This is a genomic window from Methylobacterium sp. 391_Methyba4, from assembly GCF_029691625.1.
GTDB classification, from domain to species: Bacteria; Pseudomonadota; Alphaproteobacteria; order Rhizobiales; family Beijerinckiaceae; genus Methylobacterium; species Methylobacterium fujisawaense.
Window position 1 is genome coordinate 1,607,805 of sequence record NZ_CP121475.1, and the last position, 19,114, is coordinate 1,626,918.

A 19,114-nucleotide genomic window follows, 5' to 3' on the forward strand; every position below is an offset into this window, starting at 1 on the left:
GAGGCCTGCCGCCACCGTGCGGGCCGTCCGGATCGACCACAATCGGCCGCGCTCCGGAGCCGGACCGCGCTTTCGACGTAGCGGTGCCGGCCGAAGGAGGGCGGGCTACGTCCTTCGGCGGAGACGGCCGCGCGGGCTCACGCCTCGGCCCGCGCCCGCTTCCGCGCCTCCGGGACGGCGGCGGGCGCCGCGCGGCCGGGTCCGCCGAAGGGCAGGCGCAGGCCCGCGACCACCGGATAGACCGCCGGCAGCACCACGAGGGTGAGCAGCGTCGCGGAGATCAGGCCGCCGATCACCACGGTGGCGAGCGGCCGCTGCACCTCCGCGCCCGCGCTCGTCGAGAGCGCCATCGGCAGGAAGCCGAGCGCGGCGACCAGGGCGGTCATCATCACCGGCCGCAGCCGCATCTCGGCGGCGCGCGTCGCGGCCTCCTTGGCGCCGAGGCCGGTGGCCTCGAGGTCCCGGATGTAGCTCGTGAGCACCACGCCGTTCAGGACCGCGATGCCGAAGGTCGCGATGAAGCCGATCGCCGCCGAGATCGAGAACGGCATCCCGCGCAGGGTCAGCGCCAGGATGCCGCCGGTGGCCGCCATCGGCACGTTGAGGAAGATCAGGCCGGCGATGCGGATATCGGCGAACATCACCACCAGCAGGATCAGGATCGCGGCGAGCGCCGCCGGCACCACCACGGTCAGCCGGCCGGTCGCCTCCTGCAGGTTCTGGAACTGGCCGCTCCAGACCAGGGCGTAGCGCGGCGGCAGCGTGACCTGCTGCGCCACGGCGGCCTGGGCGGCCGCGACGAAGCTCTGCACGTCGCGGCCCCGGACGTTCGCCTGTACGGAGATCCGCCGCTGCAGCCGCTCCCGGCTGATCTGCGCCGGTCCCGTCGCGACCTCCACGCTGGCGACCATCGCCAGCGGCACCATCATCCGGCTGCCGGCCTCTCGACCCGCCTCCTGGCCGGAGCGGCCGACCGGCAGGGCACGGATGCGCTCGATGTCGCCGCGGTCGGCGGGATCCAGGCGCACCACGATGTCGGTGATCGAGTTGTCGTCCCCGTAGACCATGCCGGCGGTGCGGCCGCCGATGCTCTCGACGACGTCGAGCACGTCGGACACGGTGATGCCGTAACGGGCGGCCCGGGCCCGGTCGACCTGGATCGAGAGCGCCGGCATGCCGGCCTGCGCCTCGGCCTTCACGTCCGCGGCGCCCTCGACCCCCGACACCGTCCGCACGAAGGCATCGGCCGTGTCCTTCAGGACCTTGAGGTCGTCGCCGTACAGGCTGATCGCGACGTCGCCGCGCACGCCCTCCAGCAGGTCGTCCATGCGCATCTGGATCGGCTGCGAGAAGCTGTAGGCGACACCGGGCACCTCCTCCTTCAGCCGCGTGTCGAAGGCGGCCACGAGGCCGTCCTGCGTCGCCGCGGTGGTCCAGGTGGCGGGGTCGGCGAGGGTGATGAAGCTGTCGGTCGATTCGACGCCCATCGGGTCGGTGGGGATCTCGGCGCTGCCGGTGAGGGAGACCACCCGCTTCACCTCGGGGAAGGATTTCAGGACCCGCTCGATCCGGCCGACCGTGGCCAGCGACGCGTCGAGGGCGATGCCCGGCAGCTTCTCCGAGGTGACGACGATCGCGCCCTCCGACAGCTTCGGCAGGAACTCGCCGCCGAGGCGCGTGGCCAGCACGCAGGAGCCGGCGAAGAGCGCGAGCGCTACCCCGACGGTCAGGACCACGTGCCGCTCGGCGCCGCGCAGCAGCGGCCTGTAGGCGGCGCGCATCCCCCGGACGAGGCGCGTCTCGCGCTCGCCGACGCCGCGACCGGCGAGGAAGAGGGCGGCCAGGGCCGGCATCAGCGTGAGGGTGACGACCAGAGCGCCGGCGAGCGCGAGGATCACGGTCAGCGCCATCGGCACGAACATCTTGCCGGCCACGCCCTGCAGCGCGAGGATCGGCACGTAGACGAGGATGATGATCGCCACCGCGAAGATCACCGGCCGCGCCACGGCGGCGGTGGCGTCCCGCACCACCTCGGTGGCCGGCCGGTCCGGATGCTCCCCGCGCGCGCGCAGCACGTTCTCGATCATCACCACGGCGCCGTCGACGATCAGACCGAAATCGATGGCGCCGAGACTCATCAGGTTGCCCGACAGGCCGAGCAGGCGCATGCCGGCGAACGCCATCAGCATCGCGAGCGGGATCGCGACGGCGACGATCAGGCCGGCCCGCAGGTTGCCCAGCAGCAGCAGCAGGACCACGATCACCAGCACCGCCCCCTCAAGGAGGTTGTGCGCGACCGTATGGATCGTGCGATCCACGAGGGCGCTGCGGTCGTAATAGGGGACGATCGCCACCCCGGGCGGCAGTTGCGGGCGCAGGTCGTCGATGGTCTTCTTGACCCGCTCGACCACCGCGCTGGCATTCTCGCCGTAGCGCATGAGGGCGATGCCCACGACCGTCTCGCCCGCGGCGTCGTGGGTGACGGCGCCGAGCCGGACCTTGGGCGCCTCCTGCACGGTTCCGAGCGTCGCGAGCGTGACCGGGACGCCGCCGGGGCCGGTCGCCACCACGACGTCGGCGATGTCCTGCGGGCCCTTGGCGAGGCCGAGGCCGCGGATCACCTCCTGCTGATCGTTGTGCTCCAGATAGGCGCCGCCGCGCGCGGCATTGTTGTCGGCGAGCGCCGTGTAGACCTGGGCGAGGGTGACCCCGTAACGGCGCAGGGCGTCGGCGGAGATGCGGGCCTCGTAGGTCGGCATCTGGCCGCCGTAGATGTTCACATCGGCGATGCCCGGCGTCAGCTTGAGCTTCGGGGCGATCGTCCATTGCAGGATGCGCTTGAGCTGCATCGGCGTGTAGGCCGGCCCGCGCAGCTCGAACTGGTAGATCTCGCCCAGGCCCGTCGCCATCGGGCCCATCTGCGGGTCTCCGACGCCGGCCGGCATCAGGCTCTTGGCCTGCGGCAGGCGCTGGAACACCTCGGCCCGGGCCTCGGTCACCGATACGGATTCGTCGAAGGTCGCGTAGACCGCCGAGACCCCGGCCCGGGACGTGGAGCGCACATTGGCGAGGCCCGGCGCGCCCGCCATGGCATTCTCCACCGGGAAGGTGACGAGACGCTCGACCTCCAGGGGGCCGAGCCCCGGCGACAGGGTCAGGACCATCACCTGCCGGGGCGAGATGTCCGGCACCGCGTCGATGGAGAGGCCCTCGAGGTTGGCGATCCCGCCCGCGGCGGCCGCGAGCGCCACCACCAGGACCAGGAACCGGCGGCGCACCATCAGGGCGAACCAGGTCTTCATCGCGGTGCTCAATCCGTGGAGCCGAGCAGGCTGCGCATGAGGATCGCCTTGAGGCCGAAGCTGCCCGCCGTCGCGACGCTCTCTCCGGCCGCGACGCCGCGTGTCACCTCGACCCAGTCCGCCCGCTGGATCCCGAGGGTCAGGACGCGCCGTTCGAAGCGGTCGGGGGCGACGCGCACGAAGGCGATCGGGCCCGCCTCGGTCTGCTGGATCGCGGCGGCCGGGACGGTGACGCCCGACCGGCCGAGATCGGCGGCCACCGTGACCGACACGAACATGTTGGCGCGCAGCAGGTCCTCGGGATTGTCGAGTTCGAGCCGCGCGGGCGCGGTGTTGGTCGCCGGATCGAGGGCGGCGTTGACGGAGCGCACCCGGCCCTCGAAGGGCGGCTGGCCGGGGATCGGGCTGTCCACCGTGGCCGCGTCCCCGGCCTTCACCCGGGTGATGTCGGGACCGTAGAGATTGGCCAGCACGACGACGCGGGCCGGATCGGCCACCGTGAACGCGTCGCGGGCGGTGTCGACGACCTCGCCGAGGGTCACGCCGACCTGCGTCACGACCCCGGCGATCGGGGTGACGACCGCGCTGGTGCCGGGCGCGGCGCCCTCCGCGGGGGCGAGGCGCTGATACTGCGCCCGGTACATGTCGGCATTGGCCTGGGCGGACTGGACCGCCGCGCGCGCCTTGGCGAGATCGACCTGCCGCCGCTCGACCTCGGCCTGGGCGACGCCGCCGAACTTGAGCTGCTCCTGGCCGCGCTTGAGCTGTATCTCCGCGGCCCGCTCGGAGGCCTGCGCCTCGCCCAGGGTCGCCTGGGCGGCCTGGAGGCCGTTGCGCGCGTCCAGGATCCCGGCGGCGTCGAGGGTCGCCAGGGTCTGGCCGGCCGCGACACGGTCGCCGGGCTGGACCGCGAGGCTCAGGACCCGCCCCTGCGTGCGCGGCTTCAGATGCGTCACGCGCCGCTCGTCGAAGGCGACGGTGCCGGGGGCGCGCACCGGCAGGACGATCCGGCGCGTCTCGGCCGTCCCGAAGGCGAGGCCGGACCGCTTCTGGCCGGCCGCGTCGAGGGTGACGAAGTCCGATTGTGCCGGCGCGTCCTCCGTCTTCGCGGCGGACGAGGCCGTCATCGAGGCGTCGTCCCCGGTTTGGGCAGGCCCAAAGCCGAGCCGGTCGCGCAGCGCGTCGCGCGAGATCCAGCCGGCGCCCAGGAGCGCGGCGAGGATCAGGACGAGCCAGGCCAGGCGTGCGCCGCCGCGCCGGGCCTTCCCGGGCCGGACCTCCGGAGCGGCCGCCGCGGTCGGCCCCACATCCGGATGCGGCGCCTGCGCGTCGGTCTCGGCCTCCCGCGCGGCGTCGGAGGCGTCCATGGTCAGCGCCATCCGATCCACCGCAGGCCTCCCCATCGCCCGGCGCCGAGCGCCGCAGCCGACTCGACCGGCCGCCTCACGCGTCGAGACCCGGCTTGAGCACGTCCTCGGTCACGAAGCGCCCGGTCTCGACCTCACGGACCACGACCTCGTAGCCCGCGCTGCGCAGATCCTTGAGGTGATCGAGGGTGACGTAGGCCCGGGTCTCGACATCGTACAGGCGGCTCGCCGCGTAGCGGTTGATCAGGCGCCGCGGGCGCCGCTTCCTAGGCATGCACCGACGTCCACGGATCGGGCGCGAAGCGGCGGGACGGGCAGGGAAGGCGAGACCAAGTCCGCATCGAGGGAATCCGGAAGCGCACCGTCCGGCGGCCGAGGGGCACGCGGGTACGGGCTAGAGTCATTCCAATAAAGAGGGCCAACGCGATGCGGTGCCATTAAATTCGGGTTCATGCGGACGGTCGCGGGGCGATTTGCGCCGCGAAGTCCGGCACAAGGGTCCGGGACCGGGAAACAGCCGCGCCTGCGCCGGGGCGTGGAACTGGGGCGGGGGCCGCGCGTGGCGAAGCTGCTGCTGATCGAGGATGATGCGGAGACGGCCGGGGACGTGCTCGACGACCTGCGCGGGCGCGGCCACGAGGTCGTCTGGACCGCGACCGGTCCGGACGGAGCCCGGGCGGCCCGGGATGGCGGCTGGGGCGCGATCATCCTCGACCGGATGCTCCCCGGCCGGGACGGCCTGAGCGTCCTCCAAGATCTGCGCCGCGACGGGGATCGGACGCCGGCGCTGGTCCTGAGCGCCCTGGGCGACGTCGACGAGCGGATCCGGGGCCTGCGCGCCGGCGGGGACGACTACCTCGCCAAGCCCTTCGCGCTGGCCGAACTCGCCGCACGCATCGAGGCGCTGCTGCGGCGGCCGGTCGACAGCCGCGAGACCGTCCTGCACGTGGGCAACCTCGCGATCGACCTGATCGCCGGCACGGGCCGGCGCGGCGCCCGCGACCTGGAGTTGCTGCCGCGCGAACTCAAGCTCCTGGAGTATCTCATGCGCCGCCCCGGCCAGATCGTGACCCGGGCGATGCTGTTCGAGGAGGTCTGGAACTACCGGTTCACGCCCAAGTCCAACCTGATCGACGTCCATGTCGGGCGCCTGCGCCGGAAGCTGGAGGCGGGCGGGGAGCCGCCCCTGATCCACAGCGTGCGCGGCACCGGCTTCACGCTGACGCCCGATGGTTGATCGGCTCCGCTCGGCGGATCTGTTCCGCTCCACCGCGATCCGCTGGGCGCTCGGCATCGCCCTGTGGTCACTCCTGCTCGCCCTGGCGATGTTCGCCTTCGTCTACTGGCAGACGGCCGACTACCTGCGGGAGGAACTCGCCGAAACGCTCCGGCTGGAGGTCCGGGCGGCCGCGGCCGACCCTGGCGTCGCGGCGACCCGGGTCGATACGTGGATCGCGATGGATGTCCACGCCACGCATTACGGCGGCCTGTTCGCGCCGGACGGGACACGCCGGGCCGGCAATCTCGGGGCGTTGCCGGCCCGTCTGGCGCGCGACGGCGACGCGTATCGGGTGAGCGCGACGGTCGATCTCGCCGGTCGCAGCCTCCAGGACGAGATCTGGGCGGCCGCGCTGGCGCTCGCCGACGGCAGCACCGTGGTGATCGCCCACGACACCGACGAGATCGACCGCGTGAAGGCCACGATCCTGCGCGCCCTCGGCCTCGGGCTGGTGCCGACGCTGGCACTCTCGGCCCTGGGCGGCCTGCTGCTCACGAGCCGCGCGCGCCGCCGCCTGGCCGCCACCGAGGCCGCCGTGGCCGAGGTGATGCGCGGCGACCTGGGCAAGCGCCTGCCGGTCGGCCCGGGCGACGACGAGTTCGACCGGCTGACCCGGACCGTGAACCGGATGCTCGACGAGATCGAGCACCTCATGGGCGAGGTCCGCAGCGTCGGCGACGCCGTCGCCCACGACCTGCGCACGCCGCTCACCCGCCTGCGCGCCCGGCTCGAGCGCACCCGGTCCCAGGCCCGGACCGTCGCGGAGTTCCACGAGGCGATCGACCAGGGGCTCGTGTGGATCGACCAGACGCTCGCCATGGTCACCGCCGTCCTGCGGATCGGCGAGATGGAGGACGGGCGGCGGCGCGGCGCGTTCACGCGGGTCGATCTCGGCGAGGTGGCGGCCGTGGCGGTCGAGTTCCACGCGCCGCTCGCCGAGGAGAAGGACATCGACCTCGCGCTCGCGGCGCCGGACGGGCCGCACCCCGTCCACGGCGACCGCGACCTGTGCTTCGAGGCCCTCTCGAATCTCCTCGACAACGCCCTGAAATTCACGCCGCCCGGCGGCCGCGTCGCGGTGGGATTGCAGCGGACCGAGGCCGCGATCGTCGTGACCGTCGCCGATACCGGCCCGGGGCTGCCACCGGGGGAACGCAGCCAGGTGTTCCACCGCTTCTATCGCGCGGAGGCGGCGCGCCAGACGCCCGGCCACGGCCTGGGCCTGAGCCTCGTGGCGGCGATCGCCGACCTGCACGGCGCCCCCGTGGCGATCCGCGACGCGGCGGGCGGCGGCTGCCATGTCGAGCTGCGCTTCCCGCACGCCGAGGCGGAGGCCGGCCCACGGACGGCCCGGTCAGCGCCGTCCATCACAAGTGGACCGTCATCCCCATAATTCGCCCGTGATGGCTCGGCCGCTCGGGTGCGAAAGCCGCGGTTAAGGCGCGCCATGTCAGTACCCGGCAACGAAACGACGCCTGTGTGGGGCCGATGAACGTGTTGCGGCGCGCCGGTTCCTGGCTCAGATCGGCCCGCACCTGGATCGCGCTCGGCGTCCTGGCCCCGTTGGGCATGGTGGTGACGTCCGGCCTGATGCTGGCCGATCTGCGCCGGGACGCCTGGGACAGCGCGGACCAGACCAGCCGGAACCTCCTCCAGGTTCTCGAGCGCGACATCGTGCGCAACATCGAGATGTACGATCTCTCGATCCGCGCGGCCGTCGACAACCTGAAGGTGCCGGGCCTGACCGAGGCCGATCCGCGGCTGCGCCAGCTCATCCTGTTCGACCGCGCCGCGACCGCCCGCGACATGGGCGTGATGCTGATCCTGAACGAGGAGGGCGATGTCGTCGCGGACATCGCGGCCGTCCCGCCCCGCAAGGGCAACTACGCGGATCGCGAGTACTTCCAGGTTCACCAGGCGAGCGCCGGGCTCGGCCTCCATGTCGGGCGCCCGATCGTGTCGCGGCTCGACGGCGAGCGGATGCTGCCGTTCAGCCGCCGCATCGACAGGCCCGACGGCAGCTTCGGCGGCGTGGTTCTGGGCACCGTGAAGCTGTCCTACTTCACGCACCTGTTCAGCGAGATCGACCTCGGGCCGGGCGGGGCCATCAACCTGTACCTGACCGACGGCACCCGCATCATGCGCTATCCCTACGTGGAGGCCGATCTCGGGGCGAACATCGCGCAGGCGCCGACCTTCAGGCGGTTCCTGCGGGAGGGGCGGGGCAGTTTCGTCAGCACCTCCGTGCGCGACGGCGTCGAGCGGAGCTACAAATTCACGCGGATCGGGACCCTGCCGCTGATCCTGAACGTCGCCCTGTCCACGAAGGACGTGGAGGCGGACTGGGCCGCGAAGGCGACGATCATCGGCGGCATCGTGCTGGCGCTGTGCGGCCTCACGATCGCGCTGTCGCTCCTGTTCGGGCGGGAGCTGCGCCGCCGCGAGGCGATGCGGGCCGAGATGGCCGCTTTGTCGCGCACCGACGCCCTGACCGGCCTGCCGAACCGCCGCTGCTTCGAGGACATGTACCAGCGGGCTCTGGACGCGGCCCGGCGCGACGGCCATCCCCTGTCGCTGCTCATCGTGGATGCGGACCATTTCAAGCGCTTCAACGACCAATACGGGCACCCGGTGGGCGATGCGGTCCTGCAGGGCCTGGCGCGCAGTCTGTCGGCGAGCGTGCACCGCCCGCAGGATCTCGCCAGCCGCATCGGCGGCGAGGAGTTCGCCGTGCTCCTGCCCGAAACCGACGAGGCGGGCGCCCGGCGCGTCGCCGACACGATCCATGCCGAGGTGGCGAAGCTCCCCGTCCCGTCGGCCGGGCTCGGGGCAGGCGTCGTGACGGTGAGCATCGGGCTCGCCGCCGCGCGGCCGAGCGGCGACCGGAGCGCGCCCCTGCCGGACCTGTACCGCTTGGCGGACGGCGCCCTCTACGAGGCCAAGACCGGCGGCCGCAATCAGACGCGCAGCGCGGCGCCGTCACCCGCGCCGCTCCAAAGGGGCGCGCTGCAGCTGGTGAAGACGTCCTGACGGGGCCCGGCTGCGATCGGTCTTCCGATTTCTTGACGGAATCGACACGAAAACCGTGATCTTCTCGCGCCGATGGCTGACGGACCGGCCCGTGCCGCCCGTCGTCATCGCGCGCCGATGGACGGGTAGGCAGCGGGACCCGTGCGTCGGATCAGCGATGCTCGTGTGGATTTCGCGTGGAATCCGGCCCCGCAAGCCAAGGGTAACGAGGATGGACGACAGACGTGTGGCGCCCCGCAGACGGACGCTTCTCGAGGGGCACATCGAACTCGCCGGTGGCGGTGCGATCGACTGCACGATCCGCAACATCTCGGACGGCGGCGCCCGCCTGCGCGTCGTCAGCGTGATCGGCGTTCCCGACGCCTTCGTGCTGTCCTACGGGATCAACGGTCAGCGTCGGCCGGTTCGCGTCACCTGGCGTCAGGAAACCGAACTCGGGATCGCGTTCGACGACGCATGACGGCCCGCGCCGGACGAGGTTCCCACGCCCACCCGTGTTGAGGGGCGGATCGGAGGGGCGTGGAAGGCCTGCGTCCGGCTGGTGGCCCACCGATGCGCCGACAGGGTTAACGTTTCCTTACCGGGCGGCGGGGGCCGCGCGCCGGGCGTGGAGCGTCTCGGCGATCACCACGCCGGTCCGCAGCACGTGGCGATGGGCGATGGCCCCGGCCTCGGCGGCGTCCCGCCCGGCGAGGGCCTCGAACAGATCCCGGTGCTCCCGGGCGGATTCCGCCCAGCGGCTGCCGCTGGAGAGCGCGCGCAGGCGCGCCCACTGAGCCCGGGCCTGGAGCGGCGCGTGGGCCTCCGCCAGCGGACGGTTGTGGGCGGCCGTGACGATCGTCCGGTGGATCTCCTGGTTGAGGGCGAAATAGGCATCGAGCGCCTGGTCCCGGTGCATGCGGTCGAGCTGAGCCTGCTTGCCGCGCAGGTCGTCCATCAGGGCCTCGGAGATCCGCGGCGCGGCGAGTTCCGCGGTGAGCCGCTCGATGCCGGCCAAGGCCTCGAACAGTTCGAGGATCTCTTCCGGCGTCCAGTCCGGGACGCGCGCGCTGCGATTCGGGTGCAGGTCGACCAGCCCCTCCGCGGCCAGGAGCTTGAGGGCTTCCCGCAGCGGGGTCCGGGAAACCCCGAGCGCGACGGAGAGGTCCGTCTCCACGAGGGTCGCGCCCGCCGGCAGCACGCCGCGGACGATCATGTCCTTGAGCCGGGCCGCCGCCTGCTCGTGCAGGCCGATCCTGTGCACCTGCGCGGCGGGGACGATCAGGGCCTTGCGGGGCCGGCCCCGGCCTCGTGCGACGACGTCCATCGATCCTCCCGCTCCACCGCGCCAGCCTAGCGCGTGCGGCCGCCCGATCGATGATCCATTTTTCGGCCACTTGCGCTGCCATATCATGCATTTGCGCAAATTGCATGCAGCATGCAGAAAATACCTTGTCGCTCGTCCCGGCCTGTCGGATGCTCCGCGTGTCGGGGAAGGATGCGATGGAACGACCGAACCGCACGACGCGCCTGGGCATGCTGACGCCCTCGTCGAACAGCGTCCTCGAGCCGGCCACCGCCCATCTGCTGGCCGGCTGCGCGGGTGTGAGCGCCCACTTCGCCCGCTTCCGCGTGACGGAGATCGGCCTGTCGGCGGCGGCGCTGGACCAGTTCGACCCCGAGCCGATCCTGAGCGCGGCCGACCTGCTCGCCGACGCCCGGGTCGCCGCGATCCTGTGGAACGGCACCTCCGGCGCGTGGCTCGGCTTCGACGCGGACGAGCGCCTCGGCGCGGCGATCACCGACCGGACCGGACGCCCGGCCTCCACCGCCGCGCTCGCCTTCCGCGACCTGTTCCGCGCCCGGGGCTTCCGGCGGATCGGCCTCGTCACGCCCTATACCGGCGACGTCCAGCGCCGGATCCAGGCCAACTGGGGTGCGGCCGGATTCGACTGCGGCGCCGAGCGCCATCTCGGCCTGTCGGAGAATTTCGCCTTCGCCGAGGCCGGTCCCGAGGCCATCGCCGGCATGGTCCGGGCGGTGGCGGCCGAGGGCGTCGACGCGGTGGCGATCGTCTGCACAAATCTCGCGGGCGCCGTCCTGGCTCCGGATCTGGAGGCCGAACTCGGCGTGCCGGTGATCGATTCGGTGGCCGTCACCCTGTGGAAGGGCCTGGACCTCGCCGGCTGCCCGACCGCGCATCTCGCCGCCCATGGCCGCGCCTTCGCGGCGGACGGGGAGGGCCGTCCGTGAGCGCCGGAGCCGGAACCACCCTGATCCTCGACGGGATCACCCAGCGCTACGGGACGGCGCTCGCCGTCGACACCGTGACCCTCGACATCAAGGGCGGCGAGCTCGTGGCGCTGCTCGGGCCCTCGGGCTGCGGCAAGACCACCCTGCTGCGGGCGGTGGCGGGCTTCCTGAAGCCGACGGAGGGGCGCGTCATCATCGGCGGCCAGGCGGTCGACCACCTGCCGCCGAACCGCCGCACCGTCGGCATCGTGTTCCAGAACTACGCCCTGTTTCCCCACATGAGCGTCGCCGACAACGTCGCCTACGGCCTCGCGGCCCGGGGGGTCGGGCGGGCCGAGCAGAAGGCACGGGTGGCCGAGATGCTGGCGCTGGTGCGGCTGGAGCACCTCGCCGGGCGCTACCCGCGGGAGATGTCGGGCGGCCAGCAGCAGCGGGTGGCGCTGGCCCGGGCGCTCGCCGTGCGCCCCTCGATCCTGCTCCTCGACGAGCCCTTCGCGGCCCTCGACAAGAACCTGCGCCTCGACATGCAGATCGAGATCAAGCGCATCCAGCGCAGCGCCGGCACCACCACGCTGATCGTCACGCACGACCAGGAGGAGGCCCTGTCGATGGCCGACCGGGTCGCCGTGCTCAATGCCGGCCGCCTGGAGCAGTTCGCACCGCCCACCGACGTCTACGACCGCCCCGAGACGCTGTTCGTCAACACCTTCGTGGGCACGGCCAACGTCCTGCACGGCCGGCTCGCGACCGGCCCGGGGGGCACCCGCGTGGTGGCTCTGGAGACCGGCGGCCTTCTCCCCACCGTCACGGCCCTGCCGGACGGGACGCGGGTGGCCGCCTGCCTGCGGCCCGAGCACGTCGCCTTCGCGACCGGAGGGGAGGGGCTCGACGGCGTGGTCGAGATCGGCCTGCCGCTCGGCGCCACCCTGGTCCACGAGATCCGCCTCGACGGCGGCGCCCGCCTGAAGACCGCCGAGGCCCGGGCCGCGGGCGCCCGGCCCCGGCCGCCCGGCACCCGCGTGCGCCTGTCGCCGACCGCGCCCGAGCGGGTCAGCGTCTTCCCCGATTCCCGCCACTGAAGCCGAGCCGCCCGAGTCCGAGCCAGGAGAGCCGACCATGACCCTGCACCGCCGCAGCCTCCTCGCCGGCGCCCTGACCCTCGGCGCCGCGCAGGCCTTCCCGGGCCTGTCCCGCGCTCAGGCGCGCAAGCTCGTCTTCGCGACCTTCACGGGCAGCTGGGAGGAGGCGCACCGGGCCGTGCTGGTGCCGGCCTTCCGCAAGAGCTCGGGGGGCGACGTCATCCTCGATCCGATGCTCTCGGTCGACCAGATCGCCAAGGTCCAGGCCGCCCGCGCCAACCCGCCGATCGACGTGATGCTGCACGATCCGGGCCCCGCCCTCACGGCCATCGCCCAGGACCTCGTCGAGCCCTATCCGGTGGCCCAGTCGGCCCATTACGGCGACCTGATCGCCGACGCGCAGGAGCCGATGGGCCCGGCGCCGTTCTTCCAGATCGTCGGCCTGACCTACAATCCCGAGAAGGTGAAGACGCCGCCGACCTCCTGGGCCGACCTGTGGAAGCCCGAGTACAAGGGCCGGGTCGGCATCACCAACCTGAACTCGACGCTCGGCACCGGCTTCCTCGTGGAGATCGCCCGGATGCACGGCGGCTCGGAGACCGATGTCGAGCCGGGCTTCAAGGCGCTGGAGGCGCTCAAGCCGAACCTCGCCGCCGTGGCGGCCAACCCGGGCGCCCTGGCGGCCCTCTACCAGCAGGAGCAGGTCGACATCGGGCCGGGCAATTTCAACGCGATCCAGATCCTGAAGGCCCGGGGCGTGCCGGTGGAGTTCGCGATTCCGAAGGAGGGCATCATCGCCTTCAAGACGACGATCCACATCGTCAAGAACACGCCGGTGAAGGAGCTGGCCTTCAAGCTGATCGAGGCCGCCCTCTCGCCGGAGGTGCAGGCCAAGCTGATGCAGAGCCCCTACCTGATCGTGCCGACCAACCGGAAGGTCGCGATCGAGGGCGCGATCGCGAAGGTGCTGGCCAAGGACGCGGACGAACTGAAGCGCAAGTCGGTCTTCCAGGACTGGGCCGCGATCAACCGCAGCCGGTCGGCCTGGATCGAGCGCTTCAACCGCGAGATCCGGGTGTGACCGCCGGCCCGGCCATGGCGACGGCGGGCCCGGTCGCGGCGCCAGGCCGCCCGGTCCGCGCCTGGACGGCGGCCTACGACATCCGCCTCGCTCTGCCCCTCGGTGCGTTCTTCCTGGTCTTCTTCCTGGCGCCGCTGGCGCTGCTGCTGCTGGTGAGCTTCTACGCCGATCCGGGCATGACCCGGTTCGGCCTCGACCAGTACGCCCGGTTCCTGCTCGACCCGTTCTCCCTGCGGGTGCTCGGCGCGACCCTGTGGCTCGGCGTCGAGGTCACCGCGCTCACCCTGCTGCTCGGCCTGCCGCTGGCGCTGCTCCTGACCTGGGCGCCCGGCCGGCTGCGCGGCCTGCTGACCCTGATCGTGCTGCTGCCGCTGCTCACGAGCGTGGTGGTGCGGACCTTCGCGTGGATCGTGATCCTCGGGCGCCAGGGCATCGTCAACGCCGCCCTGATCGGCCTCGGCCTAAGCGACACGCCCCTGAAGCTGCTCTACACCGAGGGCGGCCTCGTCCTGGCGCTGGCGCAGGTGCAGATGCCCCTGATGGTCCTGCCGCTGGTCACCGCCCTGTCGCGGATCGACCCGAACCTCGCCGACGCCTCGGCGGCTCTGGGGGCGGGGGCGTGGCGCACCTTCCTCCGGGTGACCCTGCCGCTCTGCCTGCCCGGCATCGTGGCGGGCTGCCTGCTGACCTTCGCGGCGGCGATCACCGCCTTCATCACCCAGTCGCTGATCGGCGGCGGGCAGATGCTGTTCATGCCCATGTACCTGTACCAGCAGGCCTCCTCGCTCAACAACTGGCCTTTCGCGGCGGCGATCGCGATCGTCTTCCTCGTGGCGGTGCTGGCCTGCGTGACGCTCCTCAACCTCGTGGGCCGCCTGTCGCGCGGCTACGCGCAAGCCTGAGGTCACCATGCGGACGTCCCTGCGGCGCGACTTCGACTGGTTCAGCTTCCACGGCACCGTGCTGCTGCTCGCCGGCCTCTGCCTCGTCCTGCTGGCGGCGCCGACCGTGATCGTCGTGGTGGTCTCGTTCACCAACGGCTTCTCCCTGCGCTTCCCGCCGCCGGGCTATTCCCTGCGCTGGTACGCGGCGCTCGCGGAGGCCGAGCAGCTCCAGGCCGCCGCCTGGAACAGCCTGGTGGTGGCGGGCTGGGCGACCCTCCTGTCGGTGGTGCTGGGCACCGCGGCGGCGCTCGCCATCGCCCGGTCGCGGCGGCTTTCCGCGCGGCTCCTCGACAGCCTGTTCCTGTCGCCGCTGGTCCTGCCGGCCCTGGCCTTCGGGCTCGCCGCCCTGATGCTGTTCAGCCTCGCCGGGATCCCGGTCTCGCCGCTGACCCTGATCCTCGGCCACACCGTGGTCTGCGTGCCCTTCGTGGTCCGCACCACGGTCGCGGCCCTGTCGCAGATGGACCCGGTGCTGCTGGAGAGCTCGACCTCGCTCGGCGCCTCGCGCCTCTACACGTTCCGCCGGGTGACCCTGCCGTTGATCCGGCCCGGGATCCTGGCCGGGGGCTTCATCGCCTTCATGGCGAGCTTCGACAACGTCCCGGTCTCGCTGTTCCTGCGCGACGCCGCCACCGACATGCTGCCGATCCGGATGTGGCAGGATCTGGAGGGGCGCCTCGACGTCACGGTGGCGGCGGCCTCCAGCCTGCTGATCCTGGTGACGGTGGTGCTGGCGGTGGTGATGGAGCGGGCCGCCGGCCTGTCCCGCCGGATGGCGGGCTGACCCGCCATGCGGATCCTGCTCCTCAACCCGAACACCTCCGCGGCGATGACCGAACGCATGGCGCGGGCGGCCCAGGCGGCGCTGGCCCCCGATGCGCGGATCACCGCGCTCACCGCCACGACGGGCCTGCCCTACATCGCCAGCCGGGCCGAGGCGCAGCTCGCCGGCGCGGCGGTGCTGGAGACGCTCGCCGCGCACCAGGCCGGCCACGATGCCGCGGTGATCGCGGCCTACGGCGACCCCGGGCTGATCGCGGCGCGGGAGCTGTTCGACCTGCCGGTGGTCGGGATGGCCGAGGCGGCGATGCTGACCGCCTGCCAGGTCGGAGCGCGCTTCGCGATCGTCACCTTCGCCCCCGCGCTGCTGCCCTGGTACGAGGATGCGGTGGCCCTGGCCGGCCTGTCGGCCCGCTGCGCCGGCCTCTACGCGGTGCGCCGGCCGTTCCAGGCGGTGACCGAGGTCCAGGACGACTTGCGGCCCGAGATCCTGGCCCTGGCCGAGCGGGCGGTCGAAGAGGGGGCCGACGCGGTGATCCTGGCCGGGGCGCCCCTCGCCGGCCTCGCCACGACCCTGCGGGACGCGGTGCCGGTGCCCCTGGTCGACCCGCTGGCGGCCGCCCTCGGCCAGGCGCAGGCGCTGGTGCGGCTCGGGACGCGGCCGCCCCGGGCCGGACGCTTCGCCCGGCCGCCCGCGAAACCGGCCACGGGCCTGAGCGGGCCGCTCGCCCGCTGGATCGCGCATCGCGAGGGAGAGCCATGATGCAGACCGATGCGACGGGCCCGCTCTGGACCCTCTCGGCCACCGCCCTGGGCCGACGCTACGCCGCCGGGACGGCGAGCCCGGTCGCGGCCGCCCGCGCCTGCCTGGACCGGGCCGAGGCCGTGAACCCGGGGCTCAACGCCCTGGTCGCCGTCGATTTCGAAGGTGCGGCGCGCGCCGCCGCGGCGAGCGCGGCCCGCTGGGCGGCGGGCCGGCCGCTCGGCCCCCTCGACGGCGTGCCGGTGACCATCAAGGACAGCCTGAACGTCGCCGGGTTCGCCACCGGCTGGGGCAGCCGGCTCTACGCGGGGCAGGGGGCGGACCGGGACGAGACGCCGGTGGCCCGCCTGCGCGCGGCCGGAGCGGTGATCCTGGGCAAGACCAACGTCCCGGAACTGACCGTCCAGGGCTATACCGGGAACCCGGTCTCCGGCGTCACCCGCAACCCCTGGGATCCGGCGCTGACCCCGGGGGGCTCCAGCGGCGGCGCCGTCGCGGCGGTGGCCGCCGGGATCGGCCCCCTGGCCCTCGGGACCGATGCGGGCGGCTCGATCCGCCGCCCCGCCTCCCATACCGGCCTCGTCGGCCTGAAACCCACCGCCGGACGGGTGCCGCGAACCGGCGGGCTGCCGCCGATCATGCTCGACCTCGAGGTGGTCGGGCCGATGGCGCGCACGGTCGACGACCTCGCGGCGCTGATGCGGATCCTCGGGGCGGCCGATCCGAACGCGGTCGCGCCGAACGGCTTCGGCTCGTTCGGGACCGCCGCAATGCCGGAGCGCCCGCTGCGGATCCTCCATGTCCCGGCCTTTGGCACCGCCCCGGTCGATCCCGAGATCGCCGACAGCGTCGCCGAGGCGGCCGGGCGCCTCGCCGGCCTCGGCCACCGGGTCGAGACCGGCCGCTTCGACGCGGCGACCGCCATCACGGAGGCGTGGCCAATCCTCGGCCAGGCCGGAATCGCCTGGCTGATGCGGGCGCATCCGGGCCGGCGCGACGACCTCGGCCCCGACATCCGCGCCCTGGCGGAGGCCGGGGCGGCCCTCTCGGCGGCCGACCTGTTCGACGTGCAGCGGATGGCGCTGGCGCTGCGCCAGGATCTCGCCGCCCTGTTCGCCGCGCATGATCTGCTGATGACGCCCACGGCGGCAGCGCTGCCCTGGCGGGCGGAGGACACCCATCCGGAGCGCATCGCCGGGGTGCCGGTGGGGCCCCGCGGCTCGGCGACCTTCACGGGCTTCGTCAACGCCGCCGGCTGTCCCGGGATCTCGATCCCCTGCCGCCCCTCCCGTGCCGGGCTGCCGATCGGGTTCCAGCTCGTGGCGCCCTGGGGCCGCGACGAGGCTCTGGTGGCGATGGCGGCGGCCTACGAGGCCGCCCATCCCTGGCGGATGCTCTGGGAGGGCGGCGCCCCGTGACCGGCCTGTCGCTCCACGCCGTCGACGCCGCCACGGGCCGGCCGGCCGCGGGGATGCGCGTGCGCGTCCTGCGGGCCGGGTCCCGGCGGCGGGTGCTCGCCGAGGGGCGGCTCGGCGCGGACGGGACGCTCGATCATCCGATCGTGCGGACGCGGCTCGCCGCCGGCCTCTACGAGGTCGTGTTCGCGATCGGGGACTTCGTCGGGGCGGCGGGGGAGGGGTTCCTGGAGGAGGCCGCGATCCGCTTCCGGATCAACGACCCCGACGGCCACTGCCACCTGCCGCTGAAATTCACCGCCTTCGGCGTCGCCCTGTTCCGCGGCTGCTGAGCCGGGGGTGCGTCGTCCCGGCACGCGCCTGCGGCGGCGCGGCCCTGCCGGCTCCCTCTCCCTTTGAGGTGACCGAGGCCCCCGGAGCGCCTAGACTCGATTCCGATCGGAGCGGGGCGCAGGAGGAAGCCGATGCGGGTTCAGGCGATGACGATCCCGGCCGCGGCCGGGCGCGCGACGCGCGGCGCCCCTCCGGCGCGCCTGATGCTGGCCGCGCTGACGGTCCTCGCACTTCCGCTGGCCTGGGTCGCGGCCGGACGCTCCCCTGCGGCCGCCATCGACCCCGATCTCGTGCGGGTGATCCGCTTCATGGCCCTGATCAAGGGCGGGTTTGCCCTGGCGGCGCTGGCCGGCTGCCTCTGGCGCCTCGGACGCCCCGCGGCCGCGTGGCGGAGCCTCGTCTACGTGGCCGGGCCGCCGCTCATGGCGGTCGGTGCGGCCGGCCTGTGGTCCCTGCACGATGCCGGCTCGGCGGCGCTCGCCCTGCATCTCGGTCTATTCGCGCTCCTCGCGGCGGCGCTGACCGACCCCGATGCCCTGCCCGACGGTTCCCTGCGGCACGCCGTCAGATCGTCTCGTAGGCGAACAGAACCGAGATCAGCGTCAGGCCGATCAGCCCGATGACGAAACAGATGTCGGCGCAGCGCTCCAGGCGGATCGCGAGGTCGCTGACATCCCCCAGACGGATCGACAGGTAGGACGCGATCGCGCTGACCAGGAACAGGACCGCCGTCAGGGCGGCGGCCTCGTCGACGTGGCTCGGCCCGATCCAGCCCTCGGCGATCTTCACGAGGCCGATCAGCGTGGTGCAGACACCGACCATCGTACCGGCATTGGGGAGGATGTGGCGCGACAGGCCGTCCTCGCCGGATCCGGTGGCCTTCCGCCTTTCGGCCATGCGCTCCTCGTACAGCTCCGCGCCGGCCGATCCCCCTTAGATATCGCGCCCGTGGAGGTTCGTCATGAAGCGACCGCTCACCACCAGCTTCTCCGCGCCGCCGCCGGCGCAGGCCGCCTCCCCCGAGCCGGCGACCTCGACGGCGACCGCAGCGGCGACCACAGCGGCATCCTGGCGCGACGTCGCCCCGTTCGCGGCGGCCCTGATCGCCACCCTGGAGGGGATCGAAACGGGGCCGAAGGCGGGGCCGGCGATGCGGGCACACCGCTCCGCCATGCGCCGCCAGGGCGCGGCGGCCGCGGCGCTCGGCGGATCCGAGGCGCTGGAGGCGGTCCTCCACCAGGTCGCGGAGGCCGACGCGGCGCGGGCCGCTCAGCGCCTCGCGCTCATCCGCGAGGCCTGGACCGGGCTGCCGGGGGCGGGGGCGTGAGGCGTTCGGTCGGCCTACCGGACCGGGCTGGCGGCAGGTCCCGGACGCAGGTCCCGGACGAAGCGCGCCGTCGGGCGGGGCGCCGCCGCTTCGCGCCCCGGATTCAGACCGTCGCGTAAAGATTTGATACAGGATCTGGGATAAATTCGGGCTCAGCCACGCCGCGTCACACCGAGATCGAT

General features: G+C 73.1%; 19 protein-coding genes. 14 read left to right on the top strand and 5 right to left on the bottom strand.

What is annotated here, in order from left to right:
* Positions 1 to 137: 137 nt before the first annotated feature.
* The 3 genes from P9K36_RS07685 to P9K36_RS07695 form a co-directional block, all read right to left on the bottom strand.
* Entirely contained in the window at positions 138 to 3,302 is a 3,165-nt protein-coding gene (locus P9K36_RS07685) for a CusA/CzcA family heavy metal efflux RND transporter (RefSeq protein WP_278306834.1), read from the bottom strand.
* Between the two features lie 8 nt (positions 3,303 to 3,310).
* Complete coding sequence (locus P9K36_RS07690) at positions 3,311 to 4,669, bottom strand: efflux RND transporter periplasmic adaptor subunit (RefSeq protein WP_278306835.1); 1,359 nt, start codon at positions 4,667 to 4,669, stop codon at positions 3,311 to 3,313.
* A 76-nt stretch (positions 4,670 to 4,745) separates the two neighbouring features.
* Positions 4,746 to 4,943 carry a polyhydroxyalkanoate synthesis regulator DNA-binding domain-containing protein gene (locus tag P9K36_RS07695; RefSeq protein WP_043349771.1) on the bottom strand — a complete coding sequence of 66 codons (198 nt, stop codon included), beginning with the start codon at positions 4,941 to 4,943 and terminating at the stop codon, positions 4,746 to 4,748.
* A 285-nt stretch (positions 4,944 to 5,228) separates the two neighbouring features.
* Between P9K36_RS07695 and P9K36_RS07700 the strand changes: the two genes are divergently transcribed.
* The 4 genes from P9K36_RS07700 to P9K36_RS07715 all read left to right on the top strand — a co-directional run bounded on the left by P9K36_RS07700 (position 5,229) and on the right by P9K36_RS07715 (position 9,438).
* On the top strand, positions 5,229 to 5,906 hold the full coding sequence (locus P9K36_RS07700; protein ID WP_043349768.1) for a response regulator transcription factor: 678 nt from the start codon (positions 5,229 to 5,231) through the stop codon (positions 5,904 to 5,906).
* Positions 5,899 to 7,341, top strand: coding sequence for an ATP-binding protein (locus tag P9K36_RS07705; protein ID WP_051044747.1), 1,443 nt, complete (start codon positions 5,899 to 5,901; stop codon positions 7,339 to 7,341). The genes P9K36_RS07700 and P9K36_RS07705 overlap by 8 nt, the downstream gene beginning before the upstream one ends.
* A 95-nt stretch (positions 7,342 to 7,436) precedes the next feature.
* Positions 7,437 to 8,978 (top strand): sensor domain-containing diguanylate cyclase, encoded by a 1,542-nt coding sequence (locus P9K36_RS07710; RefSeq protein WP_075379910.1) that lies wholly within the window; start codon positions 7,437 to 7,439, stop codon positions 8,976 to 8,978.
* Between the two features lie 211 nt (positions 8,979 to 9,189).
* On the top strand, positions 9,190 to 9,438 hold the full coding sequence (locus tag P9K36_RS07715; protein WP_043386543.1) for a PilZ domain-containing protein: 249 nt from the start codon (positions 9,190 to 9,192) through the stop codon (positions 9,436 to 9,438).
* Positions 9,439 to 9,555: 117 nt separating this feature from the next.
* Here P9K36_RS07715 and P9K36_RS07720 read toward each other — a convergent pair whose 3' ends face one another.
* Complete coding sequence (locus tag P9K36_RS07720) at positions 9,556 to 10,284, bottom strand: GntR family transcriptional regulator (RefSeq protein ID WP_043349758.1); 729 nt, start codon at positions 10,282 to 10,284, stop codon at positions 9,556 to 9,558.
* Positions 10,285 to 10,460: 176 nt separating this feature from the next.
* Between P9K36_RS07720 and P9K36_RS07725 the strand changes: the two genes are divergently transcribed.
* The 9 genes from P9K36_RS07725 to P9K36_RS07765 all read left to right on the top strand — a co-directional run bounded on the left by P9K36_RS07725 (position 10,461) and on the right by P9K36_RS07765 (position 18,228).
* Positions 10,461 to 11,210, top strand: a complete 750-nt coding sequence (locus P9K36_RS07725) for an aspartate/glutamate racemase family protein (RefSeq protein WP_043349762.1) — start codon at positions 10,461 to 10,463, stop codon at positions 11,208 to 11,210.
* The gene (locus tag P9K36_RS07730; protein ID WP_043349755.1) at positions 11,207 to 12,289 is read left to right on the top strand and encodes an ABC transporter ATP-binding protein; all 1,083 of its coding nucleotides are present in this window, start codon (positions 11,207 to 11,209) and stop codon (positions 12,287 to 12,289) included. The genes P9K36_RS07725 and P9K36_RS07730 overlap by 4 nt, the downstream gene beginning before the upstream one ends.
* Before the next feature lie 37 nt (positions 12,290 to 12,326).
* Complete coding sequence (locus tag P9K36_RS07735; RefSeq protein WP_043349754.1) at positions 12,327 to 13,370, top strand: ABC transporter substrate-binding protein; 1,044 nt, start codon at positions 12,327 to 12,329, stop codon at positions 13,368 to 13,370.
* Between the two features lie 14 nt (positions 13,371 to 13,384).
* Positions 13,385 to 14,272: an ABC transporter permease gene (locus tag P9K36_RS07740; RefSeq protein ID WP_205782357.1), complete on the top strand. Its 888-nt coding sequence runs from the start codon at positions 13,385 to 13,387 to the stop codon at positions 14,270 to 14,272.
* Positions 14,273 to 14,279: 7 nt separating this feature from the next.
* Positions 14,280 to 15,098 carry an ABC transporter permease gene (locus P9K36_RS07745; protein ID WP_043386552.1) on the top strand — a complete coding sequence of 273 codons (819 nt, stop codon included), beginning with the start codon at positions 14,280 to 14,282 and terminating at the stop codon, positions 15,096 to 15,098.
* A gap of 6 nt (positions 15,099 to 15,104) precedes the next feature.
* Positions 15,105 to 15,857, top strand: coding sequence for an aspartate/glutamate racemase family protein (locus P9K36_RS07750; RefSeq protein WP_043386555.1), 753 nt, complete (start codon positions 15,105 to 15,107; stop codon positions 15,855 to 15,857).
* Positions 15,854 to 17,275 (top strand): amidase, encoded by a 1,422-nt coding sequence (locus P9K36_RS07755; RefSeq protein WP_278306836.1) that lies wholly within the window; start codon positions 15,854 to 15,856, stop codon positions 17,273 to 17,275. Before P9K36_RS07750 ends, P9K36_RS07755 begins: the two co-directional genes overlap by 4 nt.
* Positions 17,272 to 17,604, top strand: coding sequence for a hydroxyisourate hydrolase (locus tag P9K36_RS07760; protein ID WP_278306837.1), 333 nt, complete (start codon positions 17,272 to 17,274; stop codon positions 17,602 to 17,604). The genes P9K36_RS07755 and P9K36_RS07760 overlap by 4 nt, the downstream gene beginning before the upstream one ends.
* 132 nt (positions 17,605 to 17,736) lie before the next feature.
* Positions 17,737 to 18,228: a hypothetical protein gene (locus P9K36_RS07765; protein ID WP_244447750.1), complete on the top strand. Its 492-nt coding sequence runs from the start codon at positions 17,737 to 17,739 to the stop codon at positions 18,226 to 18,228.
* On the opposite strand, the gene P9K36_RS07770 is transcribed toward P9K36_RS07765, so the two are convergent.
* A complete protein-coding gene (locus P9K36_RS07770; protein ID WP_043354278.1) occupies positions 18,170 to 18,502 on the bottom strand; it encodes a hypothetical protein in 333 nt (110 codons plus the stop codon). The two genes, P9K36_RS07765 and P9K36_RS07770, sit on opposite strands and share 59 nt — an antisense overlap.
* 64 nt (positions 18,503 to 18,566) lie before the next feature.
* Between P9K36_RS07770 and P9K36_RS07775 the strand changes: the two genes are divergently transcribed.
* Complete coding sequence (locus P9K36_RS07775) at positions 18,567 to 18,932, top strand: hypothetical protein (RefSeq protein WP_278306838.1); 366 nt, start codon at positions 18,567 to 18,569, stop codon at positions 18,930 to 18,932.
* Positions 18,933 to 19,114: the final 182 nt, after the last annotated feature.

Bases quoted from the DNA above. Each gene is read 5' to 3' on its own strand.
- P9K36_RS07685 (WP_278306834.1), bottom strand. From the start codon at position 3,302: ATGAAGACCTGGTTCGCCCTGATGGTGCGCCGCCGGTTCCTGGTCCTG.
- P9K36_RS07690 (WP_278306835.1), bottom strand. From the start codon at position 4,669: ATGGACGCCTCCGACGCCGCGCGGGAGGCCGAGACCGACGCGCAGGCG.
- P9K36_RS07695 (WP_043349771.1), bottom strand. From the start codon at position 4,943: ATGCCTAGGAAGCGGCGCCCGCGGCGCCTGATCAACCGCTACGCGGCG.
- P9K36_RS07705 (WP_051044747.1), top strand. From the start codon at position 5,899: ATGGTTGATCGGCTCCGCTCGGCGGATCTGTTCCGCTCCACCGCGATC.
- P9K36_RS07710 (WP_075379910.1), top strand. From the start codon at position 7,437: ATGAACGTGTTGCGGCGCGCCGGTTCCTGGCTCAGATCGGCCCGCACC.
- P9K36_RS07715 (WP_043386543.1), top strand. From the start codon at position 9,190: ATGGACGACAGACGTGTGGCGCCCCGCAGACGGACGCTTCTCGAGGGG.
- P9K36_RS07720 (WP_043349758.1), bottom strand. From the start codon at position 10,284: ATGGACGTCGTCGCACGAGGCCGGGGCCGGCCCCGCAAGGCCCTGATC.
- P9K36_RS07725 (WP_043349762.1), top strand. From the start codon at position 10,461: ATGGAACGACCGAACCGCACGACGCGCCTGGGCATGCTGACGCCCTCG.
- P9K36_RS07735 (WP_043349754.1), top strand. From the start codon at position 12,327: ATGACCCTGCACCGCCGCAGCCTCCTCGCCGGCGCCCTGACCCTCGGC.
- P9K36_RS07740 (WP_205782357.1), top strand. From the start codon at position 13,385: ATGGCGACGGCGGGCCCGGTCGCGGCGCCAGGCCGCCCGGTCCGCGCC.
- P9K36_RS07745 (WP_043386552.1), top strand. From the start codon at position 14,280: ATGCGGACGTCCCTGCGGCGCGACTTCGACTGGTTCAGCTTCCACGGC.
- P9K36_RS07750 (WP_043386555.1), top strand. From the start codon at position 15,105: ATGCGGATCCTGCTCCTCAACCCGAACACCTCCGCGGCGATGACCGAA.
- P9K36_RS07755 (WP_278306836.1), top strand. From the start codon at position 15,854: ATGATGCAGACCGATGCGACGGGCCCGCTCTGGACCCTCTCGGCCACC.
- P9K36_RS07765 (WP_244447750.1), top strand. From the start codon at position 17,737: ATGCGGGTTCAGGCGATGACGATCCCGGCCGCGGCCGGGCGCGCGACG.
- P9K36_RS07770 (WP_043354278.1), bottom strand. From the start codon at position 18,502: ATGGCCGAAAGGCGGAAGGCCACCGGATCCGGCGAGGACGGCCTGTCG.
- P9K36_RS07775 (WP_278306838.1), top strand. From the start codon at position 18,567: ATGAAGCGACCGCTCACCACCAGCTTCTCCGCGCCGCCGCCGGCGCAG.